Source organism: Paenibacillus contaminans, from assembly GCF_003285015.1.
GTDB lineage: Bacteria > Bacillota > Bacilli > Paenibacillales > NBRC-103111 > Paenibacillus_V > Paenibacillus_V contaminans.
The window spans coordinates 224698-251169 of sequence record NZ_QMFB01000014.1 but is presented as its reverse complement, the minus strand read 5'-3'; the positions used below and the strand labels follow the sequence as shown (position 1 = coordinate 251169).

Genomic DNA, 26472 nt, shown 5'->3' with positions numbered 1-26472 from the left:
ATACGGGACCTTCCTTCAGCTTATCTTCATCCAGTGCAAACATGAGGACATACTCTTCGAACGAACGGCAAGTCATCGCGACGCCGATCTGCTCGTAAAACGCATGTTCGTCGCCTTGTCTTTCCATGTCCGGCTTTTCGCTATTGTTCGTCATTACTCATCTCTCCTCTTCTCGGCTCCGCTCTGCTCTACTTTGCTAATTCCCGCGGCAGGCTCCCTGCCAAGATTGTGGATTATCTTACCACTAGCATTAACCGAAATCAATCGCAAATTCACGGCGGCGAGCAAGCTTTTCCCGTCCCCGTCTTCCCCTGTGTTCTTTCCTTCCTTATTTGTGATAAAATACGGATACGAGAATGCCGCTGCAAAGCGATAAGCGTTACGAACGCCGCAGCAGTTCTCCGAATGCGGCGTTACGTCCGCAATAAGTGCAATCACTACGAAATAAGCGAGGGAATAGCCTTGAAACAACAGACAACCAAAAAACATCAAATCTATAAAAAAGACAAATGGAACATGCTGAACATCGAAGTGAACGGCAAAAGCATCATCGTCCGCGAAATATCGGATCAATGGGGCGAGGAATGCCATACGTTTCTGTCTCGTCCCGAGCTGATGAACTGGGCGGAGCACCGTTTTCCGAAGGACAAGTTCGACGGCACGGAAGAAGAATGGGAAACCATGATGAAAGCGTTCCGCGAGGTGTAAGGAAGGAAATCCGCAAACTTTTGATAATACTTTGCCGGGAATCCCGAATATCATAAGGTTAAAACGCCTTCGTTCGCCCGGATATCGGACAATCGGCGAATCCTATTCTTTCCGGAATTTAGAAAAAAAGAGGAATTTGCCCTTTGACGCCGAACAAAGCTTTACGGATGTTTCGAAAGAGCATGCAGGAGGAATTGCCATGATTGACGGCGGATCGATATTGACGTTTATCATCGTCTCGTTTTCGCTCGCCTTGATTTTGATTATGAAAAAAAATTCGCTCGCGCCGCAGTTCAAGCGGTTCCTGGCGATTGTCGCGCTGGTGATGATCTGCATGTCTTTCGTGCTGATCGTGTATTCCTTTTTGAATATGGGGAAAATCGCCTGACGACGATTTGGATTGTTTAACCAGTTCCGTACATACTAAGGGGAAAACTGCCCGCAACCGCGTTTGTTTGCAGTGAGAATAGGAGCGATCGCTTTGCGTCTGATTCCCCTCTTCCTTACCGCCGGCTTGCTTGCCGGAACTGTCGTTCACCCGGTCACCTCCCCGCTCGCCGAGGGGGCGGCCAAACCATCTAATCAACCGAGGAGGGTTCCCATGAGCCAAGTACCTAAACGCGCCGAGGTGCCTGCAGAGCACCGCTGGAATACCGAGGACATGATTCCGAGCCAGAAAGCCTGGGATCAAGAATACGATTCCGTCAAGCAGAAGCTTAAGGATATCGCAGCCTACAAAGGGAAATTGCATGAAGCTGCCGAATTAAAGGCGTGCTTCTCGCTGGACGACGCCATTTCGCTTTCGACCGAGCGTTTATACGTTTATGCCAACATGAAGCATCATGAGGATATGGCGGAGCCGACTTACCAAGCCTTGTCCGATAAAGTCAAAAAGCTCAGCGTCGAGGTTAACGAAGCGACTTCATATATCACGCCCGAAATTCTCGGACTTTCGGACGAGACCTTGAAAGCTTTGATCCAAGATCCGTCGCTTGCCTTCTATAAAAAATCGCTCGACGACATCGTACGCGACAAGCCGCATGTGCTTTCTCAAGCGGAAGAAGCGCTGCTTGCCCAGGTCGGCAATCTGTCGCAGGCGCCGAGCACGATTTTCGATATGCTGAACAATGCCGATATGAAATTTCCGAAGGTGAAGAACGACAAGGGCGAGGAAATCGAGCTGACGCACAGCCGCTACATTCAGTTCCTGGAAAGCGCGGACCGCGATGTTCGCAAAAACGCATTCGAAGCGATGTACGCAACCTACGGCAAACACAAAAACACGATCGGCGCCACGCTTGCCGCGAATATCAATAAAAACGCGTTTTACGCGCGCGTACGAAAGTATCCGTCCGTGCTCGAAATGTCGCTGTTCGGCGACAACATCAAGAAGGAAGTGTACACGAATCTGATCGGCTCCGTGCACGAAGCGCTTCCGCTGCTGCACCGTTACATGAAGCTGCGCAAAAAGCTGCTCAAGGTCGACGAGCTGCACATGTACGATTTGTTCGCTCCGCTTGTCGAGCAGTTCAAAATGGACATTACATACGACGAAGCCAAAACGACCGTCAAGGACAGCTTGAAGCCGCTGGGCGAAACGTACCTCAATGCGCTGCAGGAAGGCTACGACAGCCGTTGGATCGACGTTTACGAGAACGAAGGCAAACGCAGCGGCGCTTACAGCTGGGGCTCCTACGGCACGCACCCTTATGTGCTGCTCAATCATAAAGACAACCTGAACAGCATGTTCACGCTGACGCATGAGATGGGCCACGCCTTGCACTCGTATTTCTCGGATGCGAACAACGAATACCGTTATGCGCAATATCCGATCTTCCTTGCGGAAGTCGCTTCGACGCTTAATGAAGCGCTGCTCATGGACTACTTGCTGAAAAAATCGACCGATCCGAAAGAAAAAATGTACCTGCTCACCTACTATGCCGATCAATTCCGGACGACCGTTTTCCGTCAAACGATGTTTGCCGAATTCGAAATGATTACGCATGACAAGGCTGAGAAAGGCGAATCGCTTACGCCTCAGGATTTAAGCAAAATTTATTACGACCTGAACAAACAGTACCACGGCGACGGCATGGTCGTCGATAAAGATATCGAGATGGAATGGGCGCGTATCCCCCATTTCTACAACAGCTTCTACGTTTACAAATATGCGACCGGCTTCTCGGCAGCTACGAGCTTCTCGAAGCAAATACTCGAAGAAGGCCAGCCTGCCGTCGACCGTTATCTCGGCTTCCTGAAAAGCGGCGGCAGCGAATATCCGCTCGATACGCTGAAGCGCGCGGGTGTCGACATGTCGTCGCCTGAGCCGGTAAACCAAGCGATGAGCGTGTTCAAAAGCTTGATCGAGCAGATGGAAACTTTGACGAAGTAAGCCTCAGCGAATACGAACACCCCCTTCAGCCGAAGGGGGTGTTTGGCATTTGCAGGATGCAATCAGGCGCGATATCCGTTTCTAATCGGTTCATCGAGCTATCGCAACGCATCAGGTAAAGCAAGTGCAAACCATAATGATATTGCCGTCGGGATCTCTGAAGGAAAAGTCGGATAAATCGGGATACGTCTGGATCTCCGAGACGATTTCCGCCCCAAGCTCCTTGACGTGCCTGTATGCCTCATGAATATCCGGAGCGCTCAAATTGAATAAAGGCTGATTGGAGGGAACCAATTCGTAATCGGAATCAAAACAATGATTGTCCAATGTTAGCCCGGGTCTCCCCGGTCCCATATCCAACGTATAAATCGGCCCCGCATGATTCCCTTCCGCAACCGGAATGCCCAGCAACTTGCTATACCAATGAATGGATTTTTGCAAATCCGCGACGTGAACGAATATCGTATCCACACGATTATGAATCGGACTCGGCAAGTCTTCATCCCCTTATTAGAATTTTTGCAAATGATTTCTTTATATTACCATGTCCTTCCTCTCATAACTGCCCCTAAATTGTTTAACCGCATGCCGGCATAACAGTTTCTGAAAGAAATAAACGAATATTGTTATATACTTATGAAAATAATCGCGTTGAACGCGGAAAATAGGAAAGTTATGATATTCATATCATCACATAACGATATGTTCCGGAGGTACAAGGCAATGTCCGCAAAACAAGTCGATACCCGCCATGATTGGGAAAATCATCAGCTCATTCACCGCAATCGGATGGACAGCCGAGCTTATTTTATCCCTTATGAGGACGAAATTTCGGCTTTATCCTATGATCGAGGAAGCTCAGCATCCTTCCGGCTGCTTAACGGCGTCTGGAAGTTTCATTACGCGGAAACGCCCGCTCACGCTCCCGAAGCCTTCTATGAAGAACGTTTCGATACCCGCGATTGGGATAACCTTACGGTTCCGAGCAGCTGGCAAATGCACGGCTACGGCAAGCCGCATTACACGAACGTCAATTATCCTTTTCCCGTAAATCCGCCCTATGTGCCGTCCGAAAATCCGACAGGCTCCTATGTAAGGGATTTTCAAATTGCTCCCGAATGGAACGGCAAAAAAATTACGCTGCGCTTCGAAGGCGTAGATTCCGCTTTTCACGTTTGGGTGAACGGCAAATTTGTCGGTTTCAGCAAAGGAAGCCGCATTCCCGCAGAGTTCGACATTACCGAAACGGCGCGTATAGGCGTCAACAAGATCGCCGTCCGCGTTTATCAATGGTCCGACGGCAGCTATATCGAGGACCAGGACCAATGGTGGCTGAGCGGTATTTTTCGCGATGTTTATTTGATCGCTTCCCCGCTTGAGGCGCATGTGGACGACGTATTCGTCCGCACGGAGCTTGACGAAGCCTACGAGCATGCCGTACTGCAGATTAACGCAAAAATCAGCGGCAGCAGCAAACAAGCTTTCAGCCTGGAGGCCAAACTCCTGGATGCCGCTTATATGCCTGTCGAGGGCGGAACGGCGTCGGCTCCCGTAAAAGCTTTAAAAAACAAAACAACCGAAGCTTTACTGCAAATGCCGGTCGGCAATCCGCACAAATGGTCGGCGGAGGCTCCTCATTTGTATCATCTTCTGTTGACTTTGCGCGATTCGAAGGGGAATGTGCTTCAAGTCGTGCCGCAGCGCGTCGGCTTCCGCTCCGTTGAGCTGAAGGACGGAAACTTTTTGGTAAACGGCGTCGCGGTTATGCTTAAGGGTGTGAACCGGCATGACCATCATCCGGACTTGGGCAAAGCCGTTCCGCTCTCCTGGATGCTGGAGGATGTGCTGCTCATGAAGCGGCATAACATCAATGCCGTGCGGACGTCGCATTATCCCAATGATCCGCGTTTTTACGACCTTTGCGACGAATACGGGCTTTACGTGATGGACGAGGCCGATCTGGAATGCCACGGCTTCTACTCCGCGGGTACCGGCTACGACTTCGATGCCGCCAAAACGTGGACGACGGACAATCCGGAATGGGAAGCCGCTTATGTGGACCGCATGGAACGGATGGTGCACCGCGATAAAAATCACCCCTCGATTATCATGTGGTCGGTCGGCAACGAATCCGCCTTCGGACGCAACCATATCGCGATGTACGAGTCGGCCAAACGGATCGATCCGACCCGCCTCGTCCACAATGAAGGCGACCGGGAAGCGGTCGCAGCCGACGTGTACAGCACGATGTACACCGACGTCGGCAAGCTGAACGAGCTCGGCCGCATGAAAGGTATGAAAAAGCCGCATATTTTATGCGAGTATGCGCATGCGATGGGCAACGGCCCAGGCGGTCTGAAGGAATATTGGGAAACGTTCTACGCCCATAAAAGACTGCAGGGCGGCTTCGTTTGGGAGTGGCTGGATCACGGCATCTGCCGGAAGACGGCGGAAGGCGTCGAATATTTCGCTTACGGAGGCGACTTCGGCGATCAGCCGAACGATTACAATTTCGTCATTGACGGTCTCGTGCAGCCGGACCGTACGCCTACGCCGGGACTGATCGAGTATAAAAAAGTGCTGGAGCCGGTCAAAATCGATCCGGCCGACCTGGCGAACGGCAAGCTGAAGCTTACGAATCGTTATGATCGGTTCTCCCCCGCATAGGGCTACGGCTGACCGTCCCGGAATCGCTTGCCCGTACGGAATGGTACGGACGCGGTCCCGGCGAAAGCTACAGCGACACCAAATTGGCGGGACGGGTCGGCGTGTACCGGATGGCAACCGACGACTTGTATGTCCGTTACATTTATCCGCAGGAAAACGGGAATCGCGCGGACGTCCGCTGGGTCGCATTTACCGATTTACGCGGTGTCGGCCTGTTCGCTTCGCCGGTAAGGGATGGCAGCGCCGACGCGTCGTTCAGCTTCAGCGCGCTGCGTTACGATGCGGCTGAGCTGGAAAAGGCGCAGCATACGTACGATCTGGTGCCTCGTAAGGAGTTCGTCGTTCATCTGGATCACGCGCATCACGGGATCGGCTCGGCCAGCTGCGGGCCGGATGTACTGCCGCAGTACGTGCTGCATGCCGGGGAATTCAGCTTCCGTACGCGCCTGACGCCTTTCACGGCCGACAGCCTGTCGCCGGTTACCTTGGACAAACAGGTGCTTTAGAGGAGCCTTGTCGCTCAACTGCTCCGGCAGATTAACATGCTGTTGGCGCACACTGCACGCCGCTGCGTTTCACTATGTACGCGAGCACCTCGATGATACGCATACAACCGCATACGAACGTTCGCAAGCCCCGATCCTTCGAACGCAAAGAACCGCCGGACGCACCGGCGGTTCTTTGTGTTTATAATGGCTTCGGCGGTCAAGCTTCTGCCGTTTCAACCCTTGTCGCACTGCTTTAATAGGTGTATAAGCAAGCTTCAAATCAGCCCCTATGGCACCAGGCGAAGGGCATTTCCGGAATAAATTTTATCAAGCACCGGCTGCTCCAGTCCAAGCTCGTTCAGCAGCGTCTGATGAATATTGTCCATATAGTCCCGTCCGTATAGAACGCGGTCCTGGAACTCGTTCAAAAACTCGCGGGTAAATGCGAGGTCCCTGCTTAATGCACGATGCCCGGAGCCGGCCGAGATGTCGCAATACAGGTTCGGATAACGCCGCATCATTTCGACGACTTTGCCGCCAGGAACGATCGGTCCGCTCGGGTACGCGACTTTGTCGAACTGGTCGTCTCCTGACAGATGTGCCCAAAATCCTGGCGCATGACCGATGAATATCGTTTCCGGACATGCCTCCACCGCTCTCTCGAACGCTCCGATCCCGCCGCCGTACCACCAGTTCGGGCGCGGGTACTTCGATCCCGTATCGAATTCGTAATCGATATGGACAAGCACCGGCAGCCCCTTTTGGCCGCAAAAACGGTACATCCGAATCGCATCCGGATTGTCGTACATCATGCGCAGCTTCAGCTCGCCGTAAACGCGAACTCCGTAAAGCTCGATCGCCGCCTGCAGCTTGTCGATCGCATCGGGCCGCCGCGGGTCTGGCGCATAGCCGATTACGAATTTATCCGGATGCCGCTTTGCGTATTCCACGCAGCGTTTGTGGGAAATCGGCCCGGTCGCGTCATGATCCGGAACATTGGCATTATAAGCCGGATTATACTCGTCCTGCGGCGATTCCCAGCTTAGCATCCATGTGCGGTCGATGTTGTACTGGCGCATATTTTCTAAAAACCGGTCCAGATCGTACCCGTACCAATCCGGATGGTTATGGACGTCGATGATCATTAACGCTTCCTCCATTCATAGCCTGCGAAGCAGCTCACACTTATGCACTGCTCCCTTCGCTCTCCCGCCTTAACCCTATCGCTCCCCTATGGCATACAACGGAGCGCGGCAGCGCACGCGGGTACGCTTACGCTGCCAAAAAGCATCTTATGCTCCGTAATATGCGGCAACCTTGCGAACGGCTTGAATCATGTCTTCGATATCGCTTTCCGTATAGAATTCGTTGATCGTCAAGCGGATTGCTGTCTTCAAGATATCCTCGGCAACCGGACACAAGCCTTGGTCATAGCTGAAATCCGACAGCTCGAACGGAAAATGCGAGCCGTGATAGGCCTGCTTTTTTTGAAATAGCGGCTGCATATAAACAACCTGCGGAATATAGCCGGCGGAAGCTGGAATGCCTTCAGCGGCAAGCGCTTGGGCAAATTCGTCGCGCGTGCAGGTCAGCTTGCTTTCATCGACGCGAAGCATGTAGAACCAATACGTACCTTCCGCCCCATCCGTAATCTTATGCGGTTGGATGCCTGGCAGGCCGCTGATTCCTGCGGTCAGCCTGTCGCCGTACTCGCGGCGTTTATCGCAAATCCAGCCCAGCTTCTTAAGCTGCGCGATGCCGACTGCGCCCTGCAGCTCGGTCATCCGGTAATTCGGCGCCAAGCTGTTCAATTCTCGAACGACTTGGGAGCCGAAGCGCTGGTAGTTTTTATCGGCGAAAGCATGCGTCCGGTAAAAATCCTCATCCTCGCCCGAGTTAACCGTGACGATCCCTCCGTCGCCGGTGGAGATGTGTTTGAAATCATTCGTGCTGAAACAGCCGTAATGACCGATCGTACCGGCCAGCCGGCCTTTATATTTCGTCAGATAGCTTTGCGCGCAATCCTCGATTACCTTCAGGTTATATTTATTGGCGATGGCCATAATCGCATCCATGTCGCATGGATTTCCTGCGAGATGAACGACGACGATCGCTTTCGTGCGAGGCGAAATGCGGGCTTCGACCGATTTCGGATCGAGGTTGTATGTGTTGGGCTCCAAATCGGCGAACACCGGAATCGCATTCTGGTACAAAATGCCGACCAGCGTCCCTTGGTCCGTAATCGGGCTCGTGATGACTTCATCGCCAACGGTGATGCCTGCCGCACCAAGCGCCACATGAATCGCAGCCGTACCCGACGATGTCGCTACGCTATGTTTAACGCCGTAAATCGCATTGAAATCGGACAGAAACCGCTTAACCTTTTCGCCGAAATGGTAAAACAACGTATTTTGCTCGAGCGCTTCAAGCAGTTCCTTCGCTTCCTCGAATCCGAACCGTTTGCCGGTGCCGAACGGAGTCGTTTTCACTTTGCTGCCGCCATGTATCGCTAGCTTCGTTTCAACCATTTTATTATGCCTCCCTTAATCTATCTTGCATAAATCTATGATAAAATAGGGGCATCATGCGAAGAGGTCATTTTTTTCCGATTAACGGCCATTTATTAACCGGAGGGCGGCAGTCGAATGACGCATTTCCCATATTACCAGGACATTGTACTAGACACGCGAGGTCAGCAGGGTAAATTCCCATTTGCCATCTGGACGTATGCGCTCGAGGGATCCTATTTGCATCATCATGATTTTGCCGAGCTTTCCTTCGTTATCGAAGGCCACGGCACGCAAACGGTCGGCGGCGTCACTTACCCGCTTCTGCCGGGAACCGTGACTTTCCTTCCCCCTCACCAGCTGCATCAGTTCCAGAGGAATCCGGACTCATCGCTTGTGCGCAAGTATTGCATCATATTCGACACCCGGCTGTTGTCGGGAACGCCGCTTACGTCCGGCCACTATAACGCTCTGCTTCAATTCGGCAACCGCGTCCCGCCTTACGTATGCTTGTCTGCTGAGCAGTCGGTACGGATGAAGCACATTATGGACGATATGCTGTGGGAGAACAACCATTCGGAAATCGGCCGTTCAAGCCTCATTCTCGCCAAGCTGACGGAGGTGCTGCTGCTGCTGCTTCGCGCGCATACCGGCGAATATGGGGAAGGATTGGCCAAAGAAACGGAGGCCGAACGTGCCGCCGCAAGCGATGGAGGATCTGACCCGGCGAAGCAAGACTCCCTGGCTCAGCAGGAACAGAGGCAAGACGGACGGACAGGCTCCGCTGACGATATGCGCGACGCCGTACAGTACGTGCATCTTCACTACACCGAAAGCCTGAAGCTGGAGCAGCTTGCCGGCCGTTACGGCATAAGTCCTCCTTATTTCAGCCGTTCCTTCAAGAAACGTACCGGGCAAAGCTTTCTCGGCTACCTTCACACGCTGCGCATCCGCAGCGCGATCAGCCTGCTCGTCTCGACGGACGTGCAGGTGTCGGACGTGCCGTCCGAAGTCGGTTTCGATTCGCTGCGAACCTTTACCCGCGTCTTCAAAGCGCATACGGGCATGACGCCCTCCGAGTACCGGACGGCTCACCGCAACAAGGCTCCGAGCGTTCCGGTGCCGCCGTTCCACAGCTAGATCCGCTTTTACGCACACCAAAAAGGGCTGCACCCAAGCATACTTGCTTGAGCGACAGCCCTTCGTTCGTTACTTCACATCGAAATATTTGTACATATCGTCAAGCAGCAGATTGGCCGCCATAACGCCGCCTGCCGTCGTCCATACGACATCGTCCACTTTATGAACTTTGCCGGCCTTTACGACATTGAGGTTTTTCCAGAGCGGATCGTTCGTCCATTCCTGCTCCAGCTTGCTTGCTTCCTGATTTCCCGTCTCGTAGGTGAAGTAGAACAGAATATCGCCTTCCATCTCCGGAATGCGTTCCTTCGATACTTCCGCCATAAACTCTTCCTTGTTCTGTACATCCGGACGCTTGATACCGAGCTTCTTGAACAAAACGCCCGGGAACGTATCGTTATAGTAAATGCGGACCTTGCCCGGCATAAACCGCACGACCGAAGCTTTCTGATTCAGCTTGTCTCCCGCTTTGTCTTTCAGCTCTTGCACGCGTTTATCGAATGAGGCGAGCACATTCTCGCCTTCGGCTTTCTTATTTACAGCCTCTGCATACAACTTATAGTTGTTCTGCCATTCGGCGCGCAGCGTTTCGGAAAACACCGTCGGAGCGATTTTGGATAATTGGTCGTAAACCTTCTCCTGGCGAAGCTTGTTGCCGATAATCAAATCCGGCTTGAGCGATGCGATCGCCTCGATGTTCGGCTGCTGCTCCGTGCCGAGGTCCGTAACGCCTTCCATCTCTTTCTTCATATGCGGATACCATACGTCGCCGTAGAACGCCCGAGTCGATCCGACCGGCTTCACGCCAAGCGATAATAACGCTTCGGCCGCTTCATTCGTAAGCACGACTACGCGTTTCGGCGTCGCTTCGATCGGCGTTTCGCCCATTGCATGCTTAACCACATACGGCTTCGAGACTTCCTGTCCGGGACTCGGACTCGCCGACGCTCCGCCAGTGCCTTTATCCGTTGCGGCATTCCCGCAGCCCGCCAACATAAGCGCTATACTAACGACGGTTACCCATGCGGTCAGCCAAAGCTTCGATTGTTTTCCTTTACTCTTCAAACCCATTCCTACCCCGTCCTTGTGATAACGATTATCAATTGCACCCATATATCGTACACATCCGAGTTTGACTTGTCAACTTGTTTATCTTTTCCAACTGCCTCCTTCGATTGCAATATCGGCTATTAAAATTTCACTCTATAAGAACATGCAACATTTTCCTTTCCGCAGGCGTTTGAGGGGTACAGTCGAAAATGAGTGGAAAACATGGAGGTTCGTGGAATCATGAAAAGAAAAATGTTAGTCGGAGCTCTACTTATCATTTTATCGCTCGGCACTTCAGCGCCGGCCATGCATGTAGCAGCCGAAGACGAGAACTATCCCGAAGCTTACCGCATCGAGCTGAACGGCAGCGAGATGGAGCTGGAAGCCGCTGCAAGACTGGTCGGCGATACGACGATGGTTCCCCTCCGGAGCATTGCGGAAGCGTTGGGAGCCGCGGTCGATTGGCGGGACAAGACACAAACCGCCGTCGCCGCCAAAGACGGCATGCAAATCGAATTGAGCGTCGGCAGCACGACGGGCTACCGCAACGGCGAACCGGTCGAGCTTGCTGCGGCGCCTTTGTTGATCGACAATAAAGCGATGGTCCCGCTTCGCTTCTTCAGCGAATCGTTCGGAACGGTCGTCAAATGGAACGGTCCCGATAAAACGATCGCCATCGACAGTGAGGATCGCGTGCTTCCGGTTATCGGAACGGAGGCAAAGCTGCGCGAGCTGCTGTCCTCGCAATACGCCGGCAATCCTTACGACAGCGATACCCTCATGAGGGTGACCGGCGTCAACGAAACGTCAAGTATCGCGGTGCCTCCCCCTGCCGAAGGAGCTTCAAACACCAAAGCCAAGGCGGAACATTCGACGACAAACGTCCAGGTTGAGGGAGTGGACGAAGCCGACATCGTCAAGACCGACGGCGACTATTTGTATCAAGTCAACGGAAACCGGATTATCATCGCGGATACCCGCTCCGCAAACGATTTGAAAATCGCCGGCGTCGTATCGTTCGAATCGCAGGATTTTCATCCGAACGAATTGTATGTTGACGGCGATACGCTTGTCGTTATAGGCAGCGTAAATAACAACAGCGTACAAAAAATGAAGGCTGTCCAGGACAGCATCGCCATGCTTCCTATTCCTTCGGCTCAAACCGCGAAAGCGATCGTGTTCGATATAAGCAATAAAACGGACATTCGCAAAACCCGCGAGATGGAGCTGGAAGGCAGCTATATCACATCCCGCAAAATCGGATCCAGCCTATACATGATCGCCAACCGCCATATGGGCTATCCGCCGGTCGACTATCCGCCGCAGGAAGGCGATCAAGCTGTAGAGCAGCTTACGCCGAAATATCGGGATTCCGCTGTCTCCGAAGAATTCGCCGTTATCGGCGTCGATAAAATACGCTATCTCCCCGACAGCGTCTACACGAGCTACATGATTATCGCCGGCGTTCGCCTCGACCGTCCGGACAGCAAGCTTAACGTAACCGCATACCTTGGGGCGGGAAGCAACGTATATGCATCGCAATCGAACTTATATGTGACGCAGCAGAAGACGTCGTTTTCACCTGCATCCGTCCAAGCGCAGCCGGACGCCGCACCGGCCGGCAATAACGCGGGAGCTCCTGCCGTCTCTATCGTCGAAGAGAAAGCCGGAACGGTGACGATCGCTCCTTCCGAACCGGGCGTCCCTGTACCTGTTCTTATATCGCCGCCGATAGCTTCCAAAAAAATGGCGTCCGCAAGCGAAAAAACGAGCGCCGTTTACAAATTTGTGCTGGATCAAGGCGAGGTTCGCATCGCGGCTAGCGGCGAAGTGCCCGGTCATGCGCTCAATCAGTTTTCGATGGACGAATACGGCGGCTATTTCCGTATTGCGACGACGACGGGCGATATGTGGCGGAACGACGAGCAAACGTCCAAGAACAATGTATACGTGCTTGACGAATCCTTGAACATAGCCGGCAAACTGGAAGGCATTGCGCCGGGCGAGCGCATTTATTCCGTCCGGTTTATGGGCGGCCGCGCTTATATGGTAACTTTCAAAAATGTGGATCCGCTGTTCGTCATCGACCTGAGTAATCCGCAATCTCCGGAAGTGCTCGGCTCTCTGAAAATACCGGGCTACAGCGATTACCTGCATCCGTACGACGACACCCATCTGATCGGCTTCGGCAAAGATACCGTCGAGCTTAGCGATCCGAACGGAAACGGGTCCTCCGCCTTTTATCAAGGCATGAAAATCGCCATGTTCGACGTAAGCGACGTTTCCCGCCCGATCGAGCTGTTCAAAGAAAATATAGGCGACCGCGGGACCGACTCGGAGCTGTTGCGCAACCATAAAGCGCTGCTGTTTTCCAAAGAAAACAACCTGATGGCGTTCCCGGTTACCGTCATGGAGGTTCCCGACAAGTCTGCATCAAATTCAAACGTTCCCGCGTACGGTCAGTTCGCGTTCCAAGGCGCTTACGTCTATCATGTCGACCTTGCGGACGGTTTCCGGCTGAAGAGCAAGATCACCCACCTGTCCGATGCCGACAAGCTGAAAGCCGGCGGCGGTTGGTACGACAGCAGCCAAAACGTCGATCGAATCGTCACGATCGGAAGCAGCCTGTATACGTTATCGCAAAGCGAAATTCGCGCGTACGACCTGGAAAGTTTGAACGAAAGCGGTAGGCTCTTAATCCCATAACGCATCACGATTCTGCGTCAAGCGGCCCGAAGATGAAACCATCGTCAAAAGGCCGCTTGACGTTTGTCTTTACGTTCGTTAAACTTTCCTCGTCCGGCGTTTATTATGAGTCGAAAGGACCATCGAAAACGGGAAGGAAGTTTCGACATCAAGTCGAATATTGTATAAACGAATACTTAGACATGAATGAGGGGGATTTCGATGACCTCTGCAAATACATATCCGGATCGATCTCGGGATAGGGACGACTTGCAGCCGGAAGACATGCTTCGCGTCATTTTCGATTACATCGCCAAAATTGCCAGCGAACGCCAGCTTGACCGCGTTCTGCTGCTGATGGCGAACATGGGCAGGGAAATGATCGTCGCCGACCGCTGCAGCGTTTGGCTTGTCGATGCAGTCGGACAAACGCTTTACACGACGGTAGCGCACGGCGTTGAAGGCATTCGCATTCCGCTCGGAGCTGGTTTGGTCGGTCATTCGATCGCGACGGGCACGCCTATTTTTATTGACGATGCGTATACGAACGAGGAATTCAAGGACGTTCTCGAAATGGGAGCGCTGCAAACGGACAGGCAAACCGGATACAGGACGAAAGCACTGCTTGTCGTTCCTTTCCGCAACAACGACGGGGAAATTATCGGGGCCTATCAGGCGGTGAACAAGCTTACGTCAGCCGCAACGTTCTCCGACAAGGATCTGACCTATTTGACGCTTGCCGCATCCTATGCCGGGAAATCGCTGGAATCGGTACTGCTTCATGAAGAAATTGAGGAAACGCAGCGGGAAATCATTTTTACGATGGGGGAGATCGGGGAAAGCCGTTCGAAGGAAACCGGGAACCATGTCAAACGCGTCGCCGAATATTCCTATATACTCGCCATCGGCTTTGGTATGAGCAAGGAAGAAGCGGAGCTGCTTAGGCTCGCTTCCCCGATGCACGATATCGGCAAAGTAGCCATTTCGGACGATGTGCTGAAGAAACCGGGCAAACTGACCGAGGACGAATTTGCACAGATGCAGACTCATACGACAATCGGTTATCAATTGCTCAAAAACTCGAAGCGCCGCCTGCTAAAAACGGCCGCAATCGTGGCGCACGAGCACCATGAGAAATGGAACGGCAAAGGGTACCCGCAAGGACTGAAGGAAGAGGAAATTCATATTTACGGCCGCATCACGGCGATTGCCGACGTATTCGACGCGCTCGGAAGCGAACGCGTGTATAAAAAAGCTTGGGAGCTTGACCGTATTCTGCAGCTGATCGCCGATGAGCGCGGACAACATTTTGACCCTAAGCTTGTCGATGTGTTTATGGAGCAGCTTCCCCGAATCTTGCAAGTCCGCGATCAATTTCGCGATGACCGGTTGGATCCGTGAGCAAAATAACAAACGTTCGGGAGGAGGGTATCCGCTGAACGCATTCATAGAGTCGCCTTTGTGTTCGGGAAACGTCTGCAGCAATAGCAGGAACCAACCCGATTTCCCGAGCACAAAAGTGACGCGGTGAAAGCAGCCCGGGCACAACAAACGCCAATTTCGGCGAGAACACTCACTTGGGCCTCTCTGACGACATTCCTCAACGCTTTCTCCGAACCTAATCAGCTAAAAATTTCACGACAGCTGGTTTTTTTACCTCAGCCGAATGACGCACTCCCCTGCCGCTTCTTCTCCCATCCGCAGCTCGAAGCGGTCCCCGTCAGCGACCGGGCCTACGCCTGCCGGCGTTCCCGTGTAAATCAGATCGCCTTCTCCCAGTCCGTAATGCTCCGCGCAATAGTCGACGATCGTTTGCAGGCTGAAAATCATATCGGTAATACAACCCTTCTGTACCTCGACGCCATTCTTGCTTAGCGTAAACAATTGAACACCCAAACTGGCCATCCCTGGAAAGGGCCGGAACGGGCCGATGGGCGCAGATCCCAAAAAGCCTTTGGCCGCAAGCCATGGCTGCCCCTTCTTCTTAAGCTCGCTCTGAACGTCTCTCAGCGTCAAATCCAGGCCGAGCGCATAACGGTCCACCAGCTCGTCCACCCTGATGCCTCGTTCATAAGTCCGGCCGATATGTATAACCAGCTCCGCTTCGTAATGAACGTCTCCGCGGTTCCCCGGAACGGAGATTTCACTGCCGTCCATTACGGTTAGCGCATGTACGGGCTTCATAAAGAGCATCGGCGAGTCAGGCACGGCATTGCCAAGTTCTGCGGCATGCTCGCGGTAGTTTCTGCCGACGCAATACAGGTTGCGTATCGTATTCGTCATCATTCAACAACCACCTCCCCATCTATTCATTCCGCATTATACGCCAATTTATGATTCGCTACCACCGGAATCAAAGCTGAAAATGAAACGTAAACGACGTACGGTCCAACACGCCGAACTGATACCCTTGAGCACGCAAGCCGGCGATGATCTCGGACAGCGCCTCGACCGTCGTCGTTTTTTTCGCGATATCGTGCATAAGTACGATGATTTCCCTTTTGCCCCCGCTGCCTTGAAGCACCGCTTTGACGATTTCCGCCCGCTTTTGAACCGGAAGAGCCGCATCCGTCGAGCTGACGTTCCAGTCGACATACCGATAGCCGTTCCGCGTCATTTCGGCTGCGATTCGCTTCATAATGCCCCCGCCGCCCGATTTATGCGACAAACGATTATTCGAGCCGCCGGGGAAGCGAATCAGCTTCGGCCGAAAACCGACGGTTTCCTCGAGCAGGTCGTTCAACCGTTCCGTATCCTTCTTATAGGCCTCCACCGAGCTATATACGGTGCGGTAATCATGCGTATACGTGTGATTGCCCAGCGCATGGCCATCTGCAACGATGGCACGGTAAGAGCGAATGCTTTCCTCCGAGCGGCTGCCGATGACGAAAAAGGTGGCTTTTACGCCGTTCTGCCGTAAAATGTCCAATATTTTCCGCGTATGAATCGAAGGGCCGTCATCGAACGTCAAGTACGCCATTTTGCCGCCCTCTTCACGCTGAGGCTGACTTTTTGGGGCTTTCTCCGCCTTTTGGGCCGCGATATTCCTTTCATCGTTCTTTTCCCGCAGACTTCGGAACGGATCGTACACTTTGTATTGATCGTTTACTCTCTGTTTAATCGGCCCTAATATCATTTTCGGACCTGCCGCTTCCTGTTCGGCCGCTTCGATCCGGTCCCATATCGTGCCGGACGGGACCGGCGAAGGAGCGTCTGAAGTCGTTAAACCGTTACGCCTGCCTCCGCAGCCTGCCAGTAAAAGCATCAATATAAACAAAAAGCCCATACAAATCCAAAGCCTGCAAGGGATCTTCGAGTGTCTGTTCATATGCCGACTCTCCCTGAATGAAGGTTTGGTTAGTATGGACGTATTGGCTTGTGGTATCAGTTCCTATTTTTGTTATTTCTAATTGCCGGCCGCCGGCTTCGGGGTTGATGACGGCTTCGCAGTAGGCTTAGCGGTTGAATTGCTTTTGGCGGTCGGCTTCGGCGTCGAACCGGTCGAAGGCTTCGCCGTCGCGCCGGAAGACGATTTCGGGGTCGCACCGGACGTCGGTTTCGATGTCTTGCCGGCTGTGCCGGTCGTCGGCTTCGGTGTCGTTCCGGACGATGGCTTGGGCGTTACCGCGGAGCTCGGCTTCGGACTTGGCGTCGGCGGCTTCGTGGGCAGCGGGGCGCCGGGCGCCGCTTTTACCCGTCCGTCGGCGTCCACCTTTGCACCATACGATATCGACGATAACCGCTTTAGTAGCGCTGCGCCTTCATCCCCTTCAAGCGGAGCGGGCTGCGCCCATTTGTTCATTGCCGGAACGGCTTTTACATCGCACTGCCGTTCTTTCGTACACGACGCTTCAAGGATGATCGTCTCCCATGTTTTAGCCACTTCATTCGTCGTAAAAATAAAATTGCCGAGGCTGTACAAAATCCATTTATCCTTGTACGTTTCAAAGCCTTGTAAGACGTGAGGATGGCCGCCTACAATCAAATCCGCGCCGGCATCGATATACTTCTTCGCCAAATCGCGCTGGTACGGCTCGGGCAAATCCTGCCGTTCGACGCCCCAGTGGGCGATAACCACAACCAGATCGGCTTTGTCGCGAGCCGATTTGATCGCATCGATCGCCAGCGGCACGGCAATATCATAAGTCGACGCCACTCCCGGCTTTTTCTCGCCTGCGAACCAGCCCGAATTTTCATAAACGCGCGTGAAGCCGAGAAATGCGATTTTTATCCCTTTTTTCTCGACGATTACCGGCGTGTATGCTTCCTTCCGGTTTCGGCCGGCGCCGACATACGGGATTCCGTGCTTCGTTAGATGCTCGAATGTCTGGACAAGCCCGTCTTCTCCCATATCCATCGAATGATTATTCGCCATATTGACGATGTCGATGCCGGACGCCTTGAACGCGGGCAGCGCCAACGGCGTCGATTTATATGCGTATTGTTTGTCCTGCTTCGTTCCGTACTCGGTCACCGGCGTCTCGAGATTGGCTATGGTCAGATCGGCGCGTTCCAAATACGGCTTAACAAGCTTAAAAGGGAAATCGTAGCCGTTCTTCTTCATCGCCGCCTCCACCGTCTCCGCCATGATGACATCGCCGACAAAAGTCAATGTCACCCGCTCCTCCGGGTTTGCCGGTTTCGGCTCGGCTTCTCCGTCCGATTCACCGGTGCCGGCTTTCCCGGGCTCGGCTGAAACGGCGCCGCTTGACGGAGCGGGCGTCGGCGTCACCGCGCTAGGCGATGGCGTCACAGGCGGTTGGCTTGGCGCTATGCTTTCCTCCGCACCGCGGGCTTCTTCTACAGGCGGACCGTCCGCCTGCCAAAGCCGCCACCCCGCAGCAATCGCGAGCACGAGGAGCAAGCCGAGTCCTGCGGCAGTATATCGCCTTCTACGGATTCGGTCGCGGCGTTTTTTACGGGCTTGAAAATCATCCGACCGCGTACGATTCATATGCAGACTCCTTCCCGCGGATTTTTTGCCATACATCGATTATGCGGTTTCGATCATGTGCCTTTGATGAACAGGTAAAATAATCAATCATGCCGATAGGGCCTTAACCATTATACTACATGCGAAGGAGGAAGCCCTATCTTTTTCTAACGCCTCTCATTAATGGTTATCGCTTCCTAACGATTTCCGTTCCGCTGTATATTCGGAAAGAATCATTATAATCGAATTATCCATGCTGCATGGCATTGTCACAGGTACCGGCGCTTGTTATAATCAAAACTCACTCTCTTCAAACGGTCATCCGTTATGAGGATCGGGAACCCTAGTTCCCTTACTTCGATTTACCAGTGTTCGACAGCTGCAGGCACGCTCCGCCGGGCTTCCGTACGCAACGGTTCCTCTACGCACCGCATTACCGGCGTGTTCAGATTACGATTTTCCGCACGCCACTTACTGAAACCATTCCGCACGAACCGACATTTCACCGGACTTTTCTTAAGCTTTGCCACAACTTCATAAGAACAAGGAGGTGCTGCATGCTTTTTTGGGTGCTGGCGCGCAAAGCATATTTGCAGAATCTGCAGTATCGCGGCGCCCACACGATGAAAATGATCGCAAGCGCTGTCATCGGGTACATCTATGCTTCGATCTGGATCGGCATCGGACAATCGCATCCGCTTGGCGCTTACGGCTTGCAAGGCATGGTCAGCTACATCGCCTTCAATCAGGCCGCACTTTGGGTCGTGAACGGGATGAACGGCGGACTCGGCCTCGAGCAAAGCGTACGAACCGGCCAGCTTGCCGTGGAATTGACGCGCCCCGTTCATCTGTACGTCTCCTTGATGTACCGGGAATGGGGAAATATCGGTTACCAGTTTTTGTACAAAACAATCCCGATTTTCATCATCTACGTAGTGACGGTCTCACTGCGTCTGCCCGTGAACGGGTGGACTTATTTGTGGACCGCTGTTGCGCTGTCTTTCGCCGCCTATATCATGCTTGCGATCAACTACTTAATTGGACTTGCCGCCGTCTGGACGACCGAATCCCGCTGGCTCGGATGGCTGAATTTCGCCGTTTTTACGCTGTTATCCGGTTTTTTCATTCCGCTGGAATGGCTGCCGGACCGGCTTCGCACGCTTACATACCTTACGCCCTACCCTTATTTGCAATACCATCCCACACGCATTTTTCTGGAGATGGACGATCCTTCCTCTTTGCCGGCCGCCCTGCTTTGGTGCATCGTCTTTACGATGTTATGCTTGGCCGCCACATCCGCCGTTCGCCGTAAAATCGAAATACAAGGAGGTTGAACAGCTCCCTGCCACAAGGAGCCCGAATGATGAAAAACTTCATATTTCCCGTCCTCGCTCGCAAAGCTTATGCCCAAAACCTGCAGTACCGGGGCACGCATGCAATCAACACGGTAGCCAGCGCCATTTTCGGCTTCATACACGTATCGATCTGGATCGGCATCGGCGAGAACAACACGCTTGGCAGCTACGGCGTCAACGGTATGATTCATTACGTCGCCTTTAACCAGGTATGTTTGTGGATAACCGTCTTCATGACAAACGGACTCGGGATTATTCCAAGCGTGCGAACCGGTCAAATATCGCTCGACCTGATGCGACCCGTGCATTTGTTTTATATCGCCATGAGCCGGGAATGGGGAGAAATCGCCTATAGGCTGCTATACAAATCCGTCCCCATATTCGCCCTGTACGCGATAACGTTCGCTCTTCCGTTGTCCGCCGAACCCGCAGTTTGGCTGCTGACGATTTGCGCGCTAATTATGGCGGCCTATATGGCGATCTGCATCCAATACTTGATCGGCATCAGCGCGCTATGGACGACGGAGTCGAATTGGCTCGTCTGGGTGAACACCGCGTTAGTCATGCTGTTCTCCGGTTATTTGATCCCGGTGGAATGGCTGCCCGTTTGGCTGCGCAGCATCAGCGCCTATTCGTTTTATCCTTATTTGCAATACCATCCCACGCGCATTTACTTGGGCTACGAGAACGGCGGCGCGCTGCTCGGCGCATTGCCCTGGTGCATCGGCTTAACGCTGATCTGCATCCTAGCAACCCGGGTCGTCCGCGGCAAACTGGAGGTGCAGGGAGGATGACGACCGTTCGGCTCTACTTCATGCTTGTCAAAGCCAGCATTCGCAGCAGGATGCAATATAAGTTCAATTTCGTCTTTTCCAGTCTGATGGCTGCACTCGTCAGTATTATGGATTTTCTGCTGATTGCGATCATCTTGCTGAAATTCGGCCAAATCAAAGGTTGGAGCCTCCAGGAAATCGGCTATTTGTACGGAGTGCTCACGTTGTCCCGCTCCATATACCGGATTCTCGCTTCGGACGTTCATCATATTGAGAAGTATCTCGTATCCGGCGATCTCGATCAGCTTCTCATCAGGCCGGTACCGATTCTGCTGGCGCTAATGACGCAAAATGTGACCTTCCTCGTCGGAGAAGTCGTGCAAGGAACGACGATCTTGGTCATCTCGATGTCCGGGCTGCTCGCAAGCGGACAAATCGGCTGGTGGGCGATCCCGCAAACGATGCTTGTCATCGTGACCGGAGCCGTCATTCTGTTTACGATCGGCTTGTTCTCCGCAACGGCGGGCTTCTGGATTACGCGTGTCCGCGAATTGCAGAACATTACGGAGGACGCTTCCCGAACCGCCGCGCAATACCCGCTCGTGCTGTACCCGCAATGGCTGCAAACGATGCTGTTGACCGTCGTGCCGGTCGGCTTTGCGAACTTCGTGCCGGCGCTTTACATTTTGCGGGGAGAGCTTGGACTTTGGATTTTGCCCGCTACGGCGGCATTCGCACTTTTGTTTCTTTATGCCGGGATGCGCTTCTGGCGCCTCGGACTGTCACGCTATCAAAGCACGGGAAGTTAAAAATGGAGGGATTCGACTATGCCGTACCATATCCGGGTAAGACCTACAGCGTTAATTATGCGTGACGATTCGATTTTGCTTTGCGAATATACGGACGAAGAAGGCGTCCATTACAACCTGCCGGGGGGCGGCGCCGAGCCCGGAGAAACGGTCATCGACGGCGTCAAACGGGAAGCGATGGAGGAGCTGTCGGTAGAGGTTGAGGTCGGGCCGTTGGCTTTCGTTTACGAATGCGCTCCGCACCGGCAATCCGGCGACTATCCGGACACTCCCCATATGCTCAATTTGATATTCGAATGCCGGATCGCCGACGGCTTCACGCCCCGGCTGCCGGATCGTCCCGATCCGACACAGTCCGGCGTCAAATGGGTCCCGCTAGGTGAGCTTGAAAGCATCCTCCTCTTTCCGAATATAAAGAAACAGCTGATTGAATATGCGGCAGGACGCCGCCATTTGACCATGATCGAGGACCATGAGCTTGAACCTTATTTTTCAGGGAGCCTGATCGCAGACGATTTACCGAAGGAGGCAAAACGATGATCGAAGTACGGGACATCCGCAAAACGTTCCGCATCCCCGTCGTAAAAGAAGGCGCGTTCAGCGGCGTCCGAAGCCTCTTCTCCAGAGAATACAGAGAGAAAACCGCCGTGCAGGATATCAGCTTTCGCATCCGGAAGGGCGACTTTGTCGGCTATATCGGACCGAACGGCGCGGGCAAATCGACAACGATCAAAATGCTCACCGGCATCTTGCATCCGACATCCGGCGAGGTGCTCATTCACGGGCAAAGTCCGCAAAAAAACCGCCGTCACGTCGTCCGCAACCTCGGCGTCGTATTCGGCCAGCGCTGTCAGCTGTGGTGGGATTTGCCGGTAAAGGATTCCTACGATATTTTGGCGGCGATGTACCGCATCGAGCCGGAATTCAAAGAGCGCCAGCTGGGGATGATGCGCGAGCTGCTCGGCCTTGACGAGTTTATGGCTACGCCGGTGAGGAAGCTTTCGCTTGGCCAGCGTATGCGGGCCGATCTGGCCGCTTCCATGCTCCATAACCCGGATATTCTCTTTCTCGACGAGCCGACGATCGGCCTTGACGTCATCGCCAAAAAGAACATACGCGGCTTCCTCAAGTCGCTGAACAAGGATTTCGGCAAAACGATTCTTCTGACGACGCATGATATGGACGATATCGAGCAGCTGTGCGAGCGCGTGATGGTCATCAATCACGGCGCGCTTGCTTATGACGGCTCGATCCCAGAGCTGCGCGAGCGGATCGGCTTGCCGTCGGTCATTCGGGTCACCTATCGGGGAGCCATGCAGGTTCCCTCGGACATAACCGCGAACGGCGATATGGTAAGGCTGCCTTTTACGATCGAAGAGCAAAACGGCGACAGCCTGACGATCCATTGCAACCGCCGGGAGACGACGGCGATGGACGTCCTCCGCATTTTGAATCAGTGGGGCGACGTGGACGACGTTCACATGGAAGAGCCCGATTTCGAGGAAATCATCCATCGGATTTACTAGGGCGTGTCTGAGAACTCCGAGGGGAGCAGATTTTGCCGAATTTTCGTTCCATGCAAGGCGGGTTTGGGAAGGCGTACCGGGGGTACGTCAAGCAAACGGAACGAAGCAGGGGGCGAAAAGGCGGTGAAAGATGACCCTGAGTGGGTTTTCAGACACGCCCTAGCAACGCAAAGGACCGACCTGAAGATTGAAAATCTTCGGACGGTCCTTTTTATAAGGTTTAATAGAAACTATTCCTTCACCGTAATCGTAACCGGCGACCATTCCCCGATTACCGTTTGGCCATGTACGGATACGCTGCCTTGCGGCGTTAAATCCTTCTCGGTCATGATGCCGAGAGCAACCGTAAACCGGTTGAATTTCACCGGCACCCCGCGCTCGCGCCGCACTTCCTCGCCGTTTACGTAGAAAATAATTTCGTCCGCAGCGCGATTGTACGTAATTTTATAATTGTTGAACTCGCGTGCCGCGAATTTCTGATCTTCCTTGAAAATGCAGAAGTAACGCGTTTTGTCCGTCTCCGGTACGGTCACGCCCGGGAACGGCAGAACCGCATATACGCTTGCGTACGTATCGTTGCCGACGAAAAAGTCCAACGCGCCGCCGGTCGAGAAGTCAAGCAGATTGAGCGATACGTAGCCGTCGTAAAGATCGTTCGGGGCCGTATTTTGGCTGCGCGCGCGAATGTTCAGCTCGAAGCTGATCTCCCCGTTTTCGGGAACTTCGACCGGCTTCGCCGAGTAATACATATGCTTGGCATTGTCGAGTATTTGCACTTGATCGTGTTTCCGGCTGAGCGGTGCGCGTACGTACAAAATGCCGTTGCGTACGATAACGACGGCATTCGGCTCCCGATATTGCCAAAACGAGCCGTCCTGCAGCTTGAAGCCGCCTATATTCCACACTTCTCCTTCGGACAAAATCGTATGGAAATCGCCGAGAATCGTCGTTTGTTCATGTTCAGTCGGTGCATTCGTTGTTTTTGCCATTTTCGTAACCCTCCCGAGTGAATATTATGGTTATGCGATTAAACCCTGCAAGAGCAGCGACAAAATAATAACGGCTCCACAGCGCATCGTCGATTTCAGCGAAGCGCCCATCAACGGCAAATAAGCTTCGGAAGGATTTTCATCCTTCAGGCTGCCGTAAACCTTGATGAACGGAACGGCTGTGAGCAAACCGATTAGCGCATAAAAAGGCAGCGCCTTTACCAAAACTGCGGCAATAAGCGACAGGTGCGCGAGTACGAGCAGCATTTTGGAAAAACCGAGCGCTTTACGCTCTCCCCAAACGACGACAAGCGTTTTTTTGCCCGAAGCTTTGTCCGACTGCCAATGCAGAAAATGATGGTTGAACAATATTAGCGTCGTGAGCAGCCCGATCGGCAGCGAAGCAAAAAGCGCTCTCCAGTCGAATACCGACGTCTGCACAATATAACTGCCGACGACCGGCAGGACGCCGAATGACAGCAAAATGGCAATTTCGCTATAGCCTTTGCCCCTATACCCGTATTTAACCGGCGGAGCTACATAGAAAAAAGCTAGCAGCGCGCCTAAGCCGGCGTATACCAGAATGGCGGGACCGCTGAAAACCGCAAGCAATCCGCCGCACACGACTGCAACGGCGAACAGCAGCCAGGTTAACGCCGCAAACTTACGCTCCTCGATGGCGCCTTTGGCGAGAAAGCCCGAGTTGGTCGATATGGTCGATGCCGTTTCTTTGGCCGCCACATCGACGCCGTTCCGAAAATCCCATAAATCATTGATCATATTCGAAAACAAATGCGCCGTGCCCGCTCCTATCAAGGTCAATAGAAATAATAGAGGATGAAACGTATCATTCCAGGCGTATGCCCCAACCCCTCCGATTAAGACCGGGATAACCATGACAGGTATGACCCGAAACCGGGATAAGCGCATGAATAAGCTCATTTTCCCCATATCGCGTTCTTCCTTTCGCCAATAACGACCCTTGTGATTTCTATCACATACCAATTCATATATAACAAACAAGCAGAATAGTTGTCATAGCAATTATAGGACTGCAGCCGAATCTTGTAAACAGAAAAAACCTGCAAACGATGGCAGCGGCTTGCAGCCTCGAGATTTAACGGCAGTTCGCTCCATGCTGAACCGCGCGTATGGAAACCGATCAATCGATGAATACTAGGTAGCGAACAAGTTCATAATCGAAGCAACCTTTCAATCCGGCAAAAAAAGGCATTTGACAATCCCGCATAAATGTAACTACAATGGTTACATGGGTGGTGAGCGCACATGATGAATAGTCGCCTTGCCGTGGCCATTCATATTCTTACTCTGATTGCTTCCAACCCGCGCGATGTCGCTACATCCGAATGGATAGCGGGCAGCGTCAATACGAATCCTGTCGTGATCCGGCGAATTACCGGCTTGCTGAAACAAGCGGGCCTGCTGAGAACGCAAGTAGGCGTACCGGGTGCCGAGCTTGTCAAAACGCCAAGCGAGATTTCTTTGCTCGAGGTGTATAAGGCCGTTCAGCCGAAGGATGAGCTGTTTACGATTCACGAATCGCCGAATCCCGCCTGTCCTGTGGGCAGGAACATTCAATCGGCGCTGGATACCGTTTTTGATGACGCTCGAAGAGCAATGGAGGAACAATTGGAAGGCCAAACGGTCCAAGACATTATGAGTCGCCTCTTTTCGTAACAGGAAGAGGTTTTTTCACCCCGAACATGTAACTTATTTGGTTACAACAAAACATTTATTGGAGGGAATCATAATGAAAATCGCAATTATCGGAGCCGCAGGCAAAGCGGGAAGCCGCATTCTGAAAGAAGCCGTCGACCGCGGTCATGAAGTAACGGCAATCGTAAGACATGCAGCGAAGCTCGAGCAAGCGCCGGCGGCCGTTTTGGAGAAGGACGTATTCGCTTTAACCTCGGAAGATCTTAACCGCTTCGACGTCGTCGTCAACGCATTCGGTGCCGCACCCGGCCAAGAGCATTTGCATGTAGAAGCAGGCAACGTCTTGATCGAAGCGCTCAAGGGCGCGCCGAACACAAGACTGTTTGTCGTCGGCGGCGCAGGCAGCCTGTTTGTGGACGAGGCCCAAACGACGCGCGTTTTCGATACGCCGGATTTCCCCAAAGAATATCTTGCAACTGCACAAAATCAAGGCAAAAATCTCGATATCCTGCAAAAAACCGATTCGATCAAATGGACGTTCCTTAGCCCGTCCGCTTTTTTCGCACTCGGCAAACGCACCGGTTCGTACACGAAAGGCAAAAACAATCTGCTTGTGAACGCAGCCGGCCAGAGCTACGTCAGCTATGAGGATTATGCGGTCGCCGTCGTCGACGAAATCGAAAATCCGCAGCATATCAACGAACGGTTTACGGTAGCTTCGGAGATGGTTTAAACGAACGAAACCGCCACTGCAGATAACCAAGGATAAACAT

At 53.1% G+C, this 26472-nt stretch carries 24 protein-coding genes; 15 read left to right on the top strand and 9 right to left on the bottom strand.

Annotated elements, in window-relative coordinates:
• Window positions 1-516: 516 nt before the first annotated feature.
• The 3 genes from DQG23_RS23300 (at window position 517) to pepF (ending at window position 3100) form a co-directional block, all read left to right on the top strand.
• Window positions 517-708, top strand: coding sequence for a hypothetical protein (locus DQG23_RS23300; protein ID WP_113033302.1), 192 nt, complete (start codon window positions 517-519; stop codon window positions 706-708).
• A gap of 199 nt (window positions 709-907) precedes the next feature.
• Entirely contained in the window at window positions 908-1096 is a 189-nt protein-coding gene (locus DQG23_RS23295; protein ID WP_113033301.1) for a hypothetical protein, read from the top strand.
• Window positions 1097-1309: 213 nt separating this feature from the next.
• Complete coding sequence (pepF, locus tag DQG23_RS23290) at window positions 1310-3100, top strand: oligoendopeptidase F (RefSeq protein WP_113033276.1); 1791 nt, start codon at window positions 1310-1312, stop codon at window positions 3098-3100.
• 111 nt (window positions 3101-3211) lie between these two features.
• On the opposite strand, the gene DQG23_RS23285 is transcribed toward pepF, so the two are convergent.
• Entirely contained in the window at window positions 3212-3595 is a 384-nt protein-coding gene (locus DQG23_RS23285) for a VOC family protein (protein WP_113033275.1), read from the bottom strand.
• Between the two features lie 228 nt (window positions 3596-3823).
• Here DQG23_RS23285 and DQG23_RS23280 point away from each other — a divergent pair, with 228 nt between their 5' ends.
• Window positions 3824-5767: a glycoside hydrolase family 2 TIM barrel-domain containing protein gene (locus DQG23_RS23280; RefSeq protein ID WP_337589409.1), complete on the top strand. Its 1944-nt coding sequence runs from the start codon at window positions 3824-3826 to the stop codon at window positions 5765-5767.
• On the top strand, window positions 5764-6273 hold the full coding sequence (locus DQG23_RS43600; protein WP_337589410.1) for a beta-galactosidase small subunit: 510 nt from the start codon (window positions 5764-5766) through the stop codon (window positions 6271-6273). Before DQG23_RS23280 ends, DQG23_RS43600 begins: the two co-directional genes overlap by 4 nt.
• A gap of 269 nt (window positions 6274-6542) precedes the next feature.
• Here DQG23_RS43600 and DQG23_RS23275 read toward each other — a convergent pair whose 3' ends face one another.
• Entirely contained in the window at window positions 6543-7400 is an 858-nt protein-coding gene (locus DQG23_RS23275) for an amidohydrolase family protein (protein WP_158560660.1), read from the bottom strand.
• A gap of 147 nt (window positions 7401-7547) precedes the next feature.
• Window positions 7548-8783 (bottom strand): DegT/DnrJ/EryC1/StrS family aminotransferase, encoded by a 1236-nt coding sequence (locus DQG23_RS23270; protein ID WP_113033273.1) that lies wholly within the window; start codon window positions 8781-8783, stop codon window positions 7548-7550.
• Window positions 8784-8900: 117 nt separating this feature from the next.
• Between DQG23_RS23270 and DQG23_RS23265 the strand changes: the two genes are divergently transcribed.
• The gene (locus tag DQG23_RS23265; RefSeq protein WP_113033272.1) at window positions 8901-9902 is read left to right on the top strand and encodes an AraC family transcriptional regulator; all 1002 of its coding nucleotides are present in this window, start codon (window positions 8901-8903) and stop codon (window positions 9900-9902) included.
• A 69-nt stretch (window positions 9903-9971) separates the two neighbouring features.
• On the opposite strand, the gene DQG23_RS23260 is transcribed toward DQG23_RS23265, so the two are convergent.
• Entirely contained in the window at window positions 9972-11015 is a 1044-nt protein-coding gene (locus tag DQG23_RS23260; RefSeq protein ID WP_420330252.1) for an ABC transporter substrate-binding protein, read from the bottom strand.
• A gap of 177 nt (window positions 11016-11192) precedes the next feature.
• Here DQG23_RS23260 and DQG23_RS23255 point away from each other — a divergent pair, with 177 nt between their 5' ends.
• Both DQG23_RS23255 and DQG23_RS23250 read left to right on the top strand, forming a co-directional pair.
• A complete protein-coding gene (locus DQG23_RS23255; protein ID WP_158560659.1) occupies window positions 11193-13658 on the top strand; it encodes a beta-propeller domain-containing protein in 2466 nt (821 codons plus the stop codon).
• Window positions 13659-13859: 201 nt separating this feature from the next.
• A complete protein-coding gene (locus DQG23_RS23250; protein ID WP_113033270.1) occupies window positions 13860-15038 on the top strand; it encodes an HD-GYP domain-containing protein in 1179 nt (392 codons plus the stop codon).
• A gap of 252 nt (window positions 15039-15290) precedes the next feature.
• Here DQG23_RS23250 and DQG23_RS23245 read toward each other — a convergent pair whose 3' ends face one another.
• From DQG23_RS23245 to DQG23_RS23235, 3 genes are all read right to left on the bottom strand, one after another.
• Entirely contained in the window at window positions 15291-15920 is a 630-nt protein-coding gene (locus DQG23_RS23245; protein WP_113033299.1) for a fumarylacetoacetate hydrolase family protein, read from the bottom strand.
• 70 nt (window positions 15921-15990) lie between these two features.
• Window positions 15991-16965 carry a polysaccharide deacetylase family protein gene (locus DQG23_RS23240; RefSeq protein ID WP_113033269.1) on the bottom strand — a complete coding sequence of 325 codons (975 nt, stop codon included), beginning with the start codon at window positions 16963-16965 and terminating at the stop codon, window positions 15991-15993.
• Window positions 16966-17043: 78 nt separating this feature from the next.
• Entirely contained in the window at window positions 17044-18591 is a 1548-nt protein-coding gene (locus DQG23_RS23235) for a CapA family protein (protein ID WP_113033268.1), read from the bottom strand.
• A 536-nt stretch (window positions 18592-19127) separates the two neighbouring features.
• On the opposite strand from DQG23_RS23235, the gene DQG23_RS23230 reads away from it, so the two are divergent.
• Genes DQG23_RS23230 through DQG23_RS23210 form a run of 5 tightly spaced genes read left to right on the top strand, consistent with a single transcriptional unit; the run spans window position 19128 to window position 23033 of the window.
• The gene (locus tag DQG23_RS23230) at window positions 19128-19904 is read left to right on the top strand and encodes an ABC transporter permease (protein WP_113033267.1); all 777 of its coding nucleotides are present in this window, start codon (window positions 19128-19130) and stop codon (window positions 19902-19904) included.
• Window positions 19905-19933: 29 nt separating this feature from the next.
• Window positions 19934-20719: an ABC transporter permease gene (locus tag DQG23_RS23225; protein ID WP_113033298.1), complete on the top strand. Its 786-nt coding sequence runs from the start codon at window positions 19934-19936 to the stop codon at window positions 20717-20719.
• Window positions 20716-21507 carry an ABC transporter permease gene (locus tag DQG23_RS23220; RefSeq protein WP_113033266.1) on the top strand — a complete coding sequence of 264 codons (792 nt, stop codon included), beginning with the start codon at window positions 20716-20718 and terminating at the stop codon, window positions 21505-21507. The genes DQG23_RS23225 and DQG23_RS23220 overlap by 4 nt, the downstream gene beginning before the upstream one ends.
• An 18-nt stretch (window positions 21508-21525) precedes the next feature.
• A complete protein-coding gene (locus DQG23_RS23215) occupies window positions 21526-22047 on the top strand; it encodes an NUDIX domain-containing protein (RefSeq protein ID WP_113033265.1) in 522 nt (173 codons plus the stop codon).
• Window positions 22044-23033, top strand: coding sequence for an ABC transporter ATP-binding protein (locus DQG23_RS23210; protein WP_113033264.1), 990 nt, complete (start codon window positions 22044-22046; stop codon window positions 23031-23033). Before DQG23_RS23215 ends, DQG23_RS23210 begins: the two co-directional genes overlap by 4 nt.
• Window positions 23034-23263: 230 nt before the next feature.
• Here the strand turns inward: DQG23_RS23210 and DQG23_RS23205 are convergent, their stop codons facing one another.
• Entirely contained in the window at window positions 23264-24022 is a 759-nt protein-coding gene (locus DQG23_RS23205; RefSeq protein ID WP_113033263.1) for a DUF6081 family protein, read from the bottom strand.
• A 30-nt stretch (window positions 24023-24052) separates the two neighbouring features.
• Window positions 24053-24973, bottom strand: a complete 921-nt coding sequence (locus DQG23_RS23200; protein WP_113033262.1) for a prenyltransferase — start codon at window positions 24971-24973, stop codon at window positions 24053-24055.
• A gap of 336 nt (window positions 24974-25309) precedes the next feature.
• On the opposite strand from DQG23_RS23200, the gene DQG23_RS23195 reads away from it, so the two are divergent.
• Together DQG23_RS23195 and DQG23_RS23190 are read left to right on the top strand one after the other, a co-directional pair.
• A complete protein-coding gene (locus tag DQG23_RS23195) occupies window positions 25310-25720 on the top strand; it encodes an Rrf2 family transcriptional regulator (protein ID WP_113033261.1) in 411 nt (136 codons plus the stop codon).
• A 73-nt stretch (window positions 25721-25793) separates the two neighbouring features.
• On the top strand, window positions 25794-26432 hold the full coding sequence (locus DQG23_RS23190) for an NAD(P)-dependent oxidoreductase (RefSeq protein WP_113033260.1): 639 nt from the start codon (window positions 25794-25796) through the stop codon (window positions 26430-26432).
• Window positions 26433-26472: the final 40 nt, after the last annotated feature.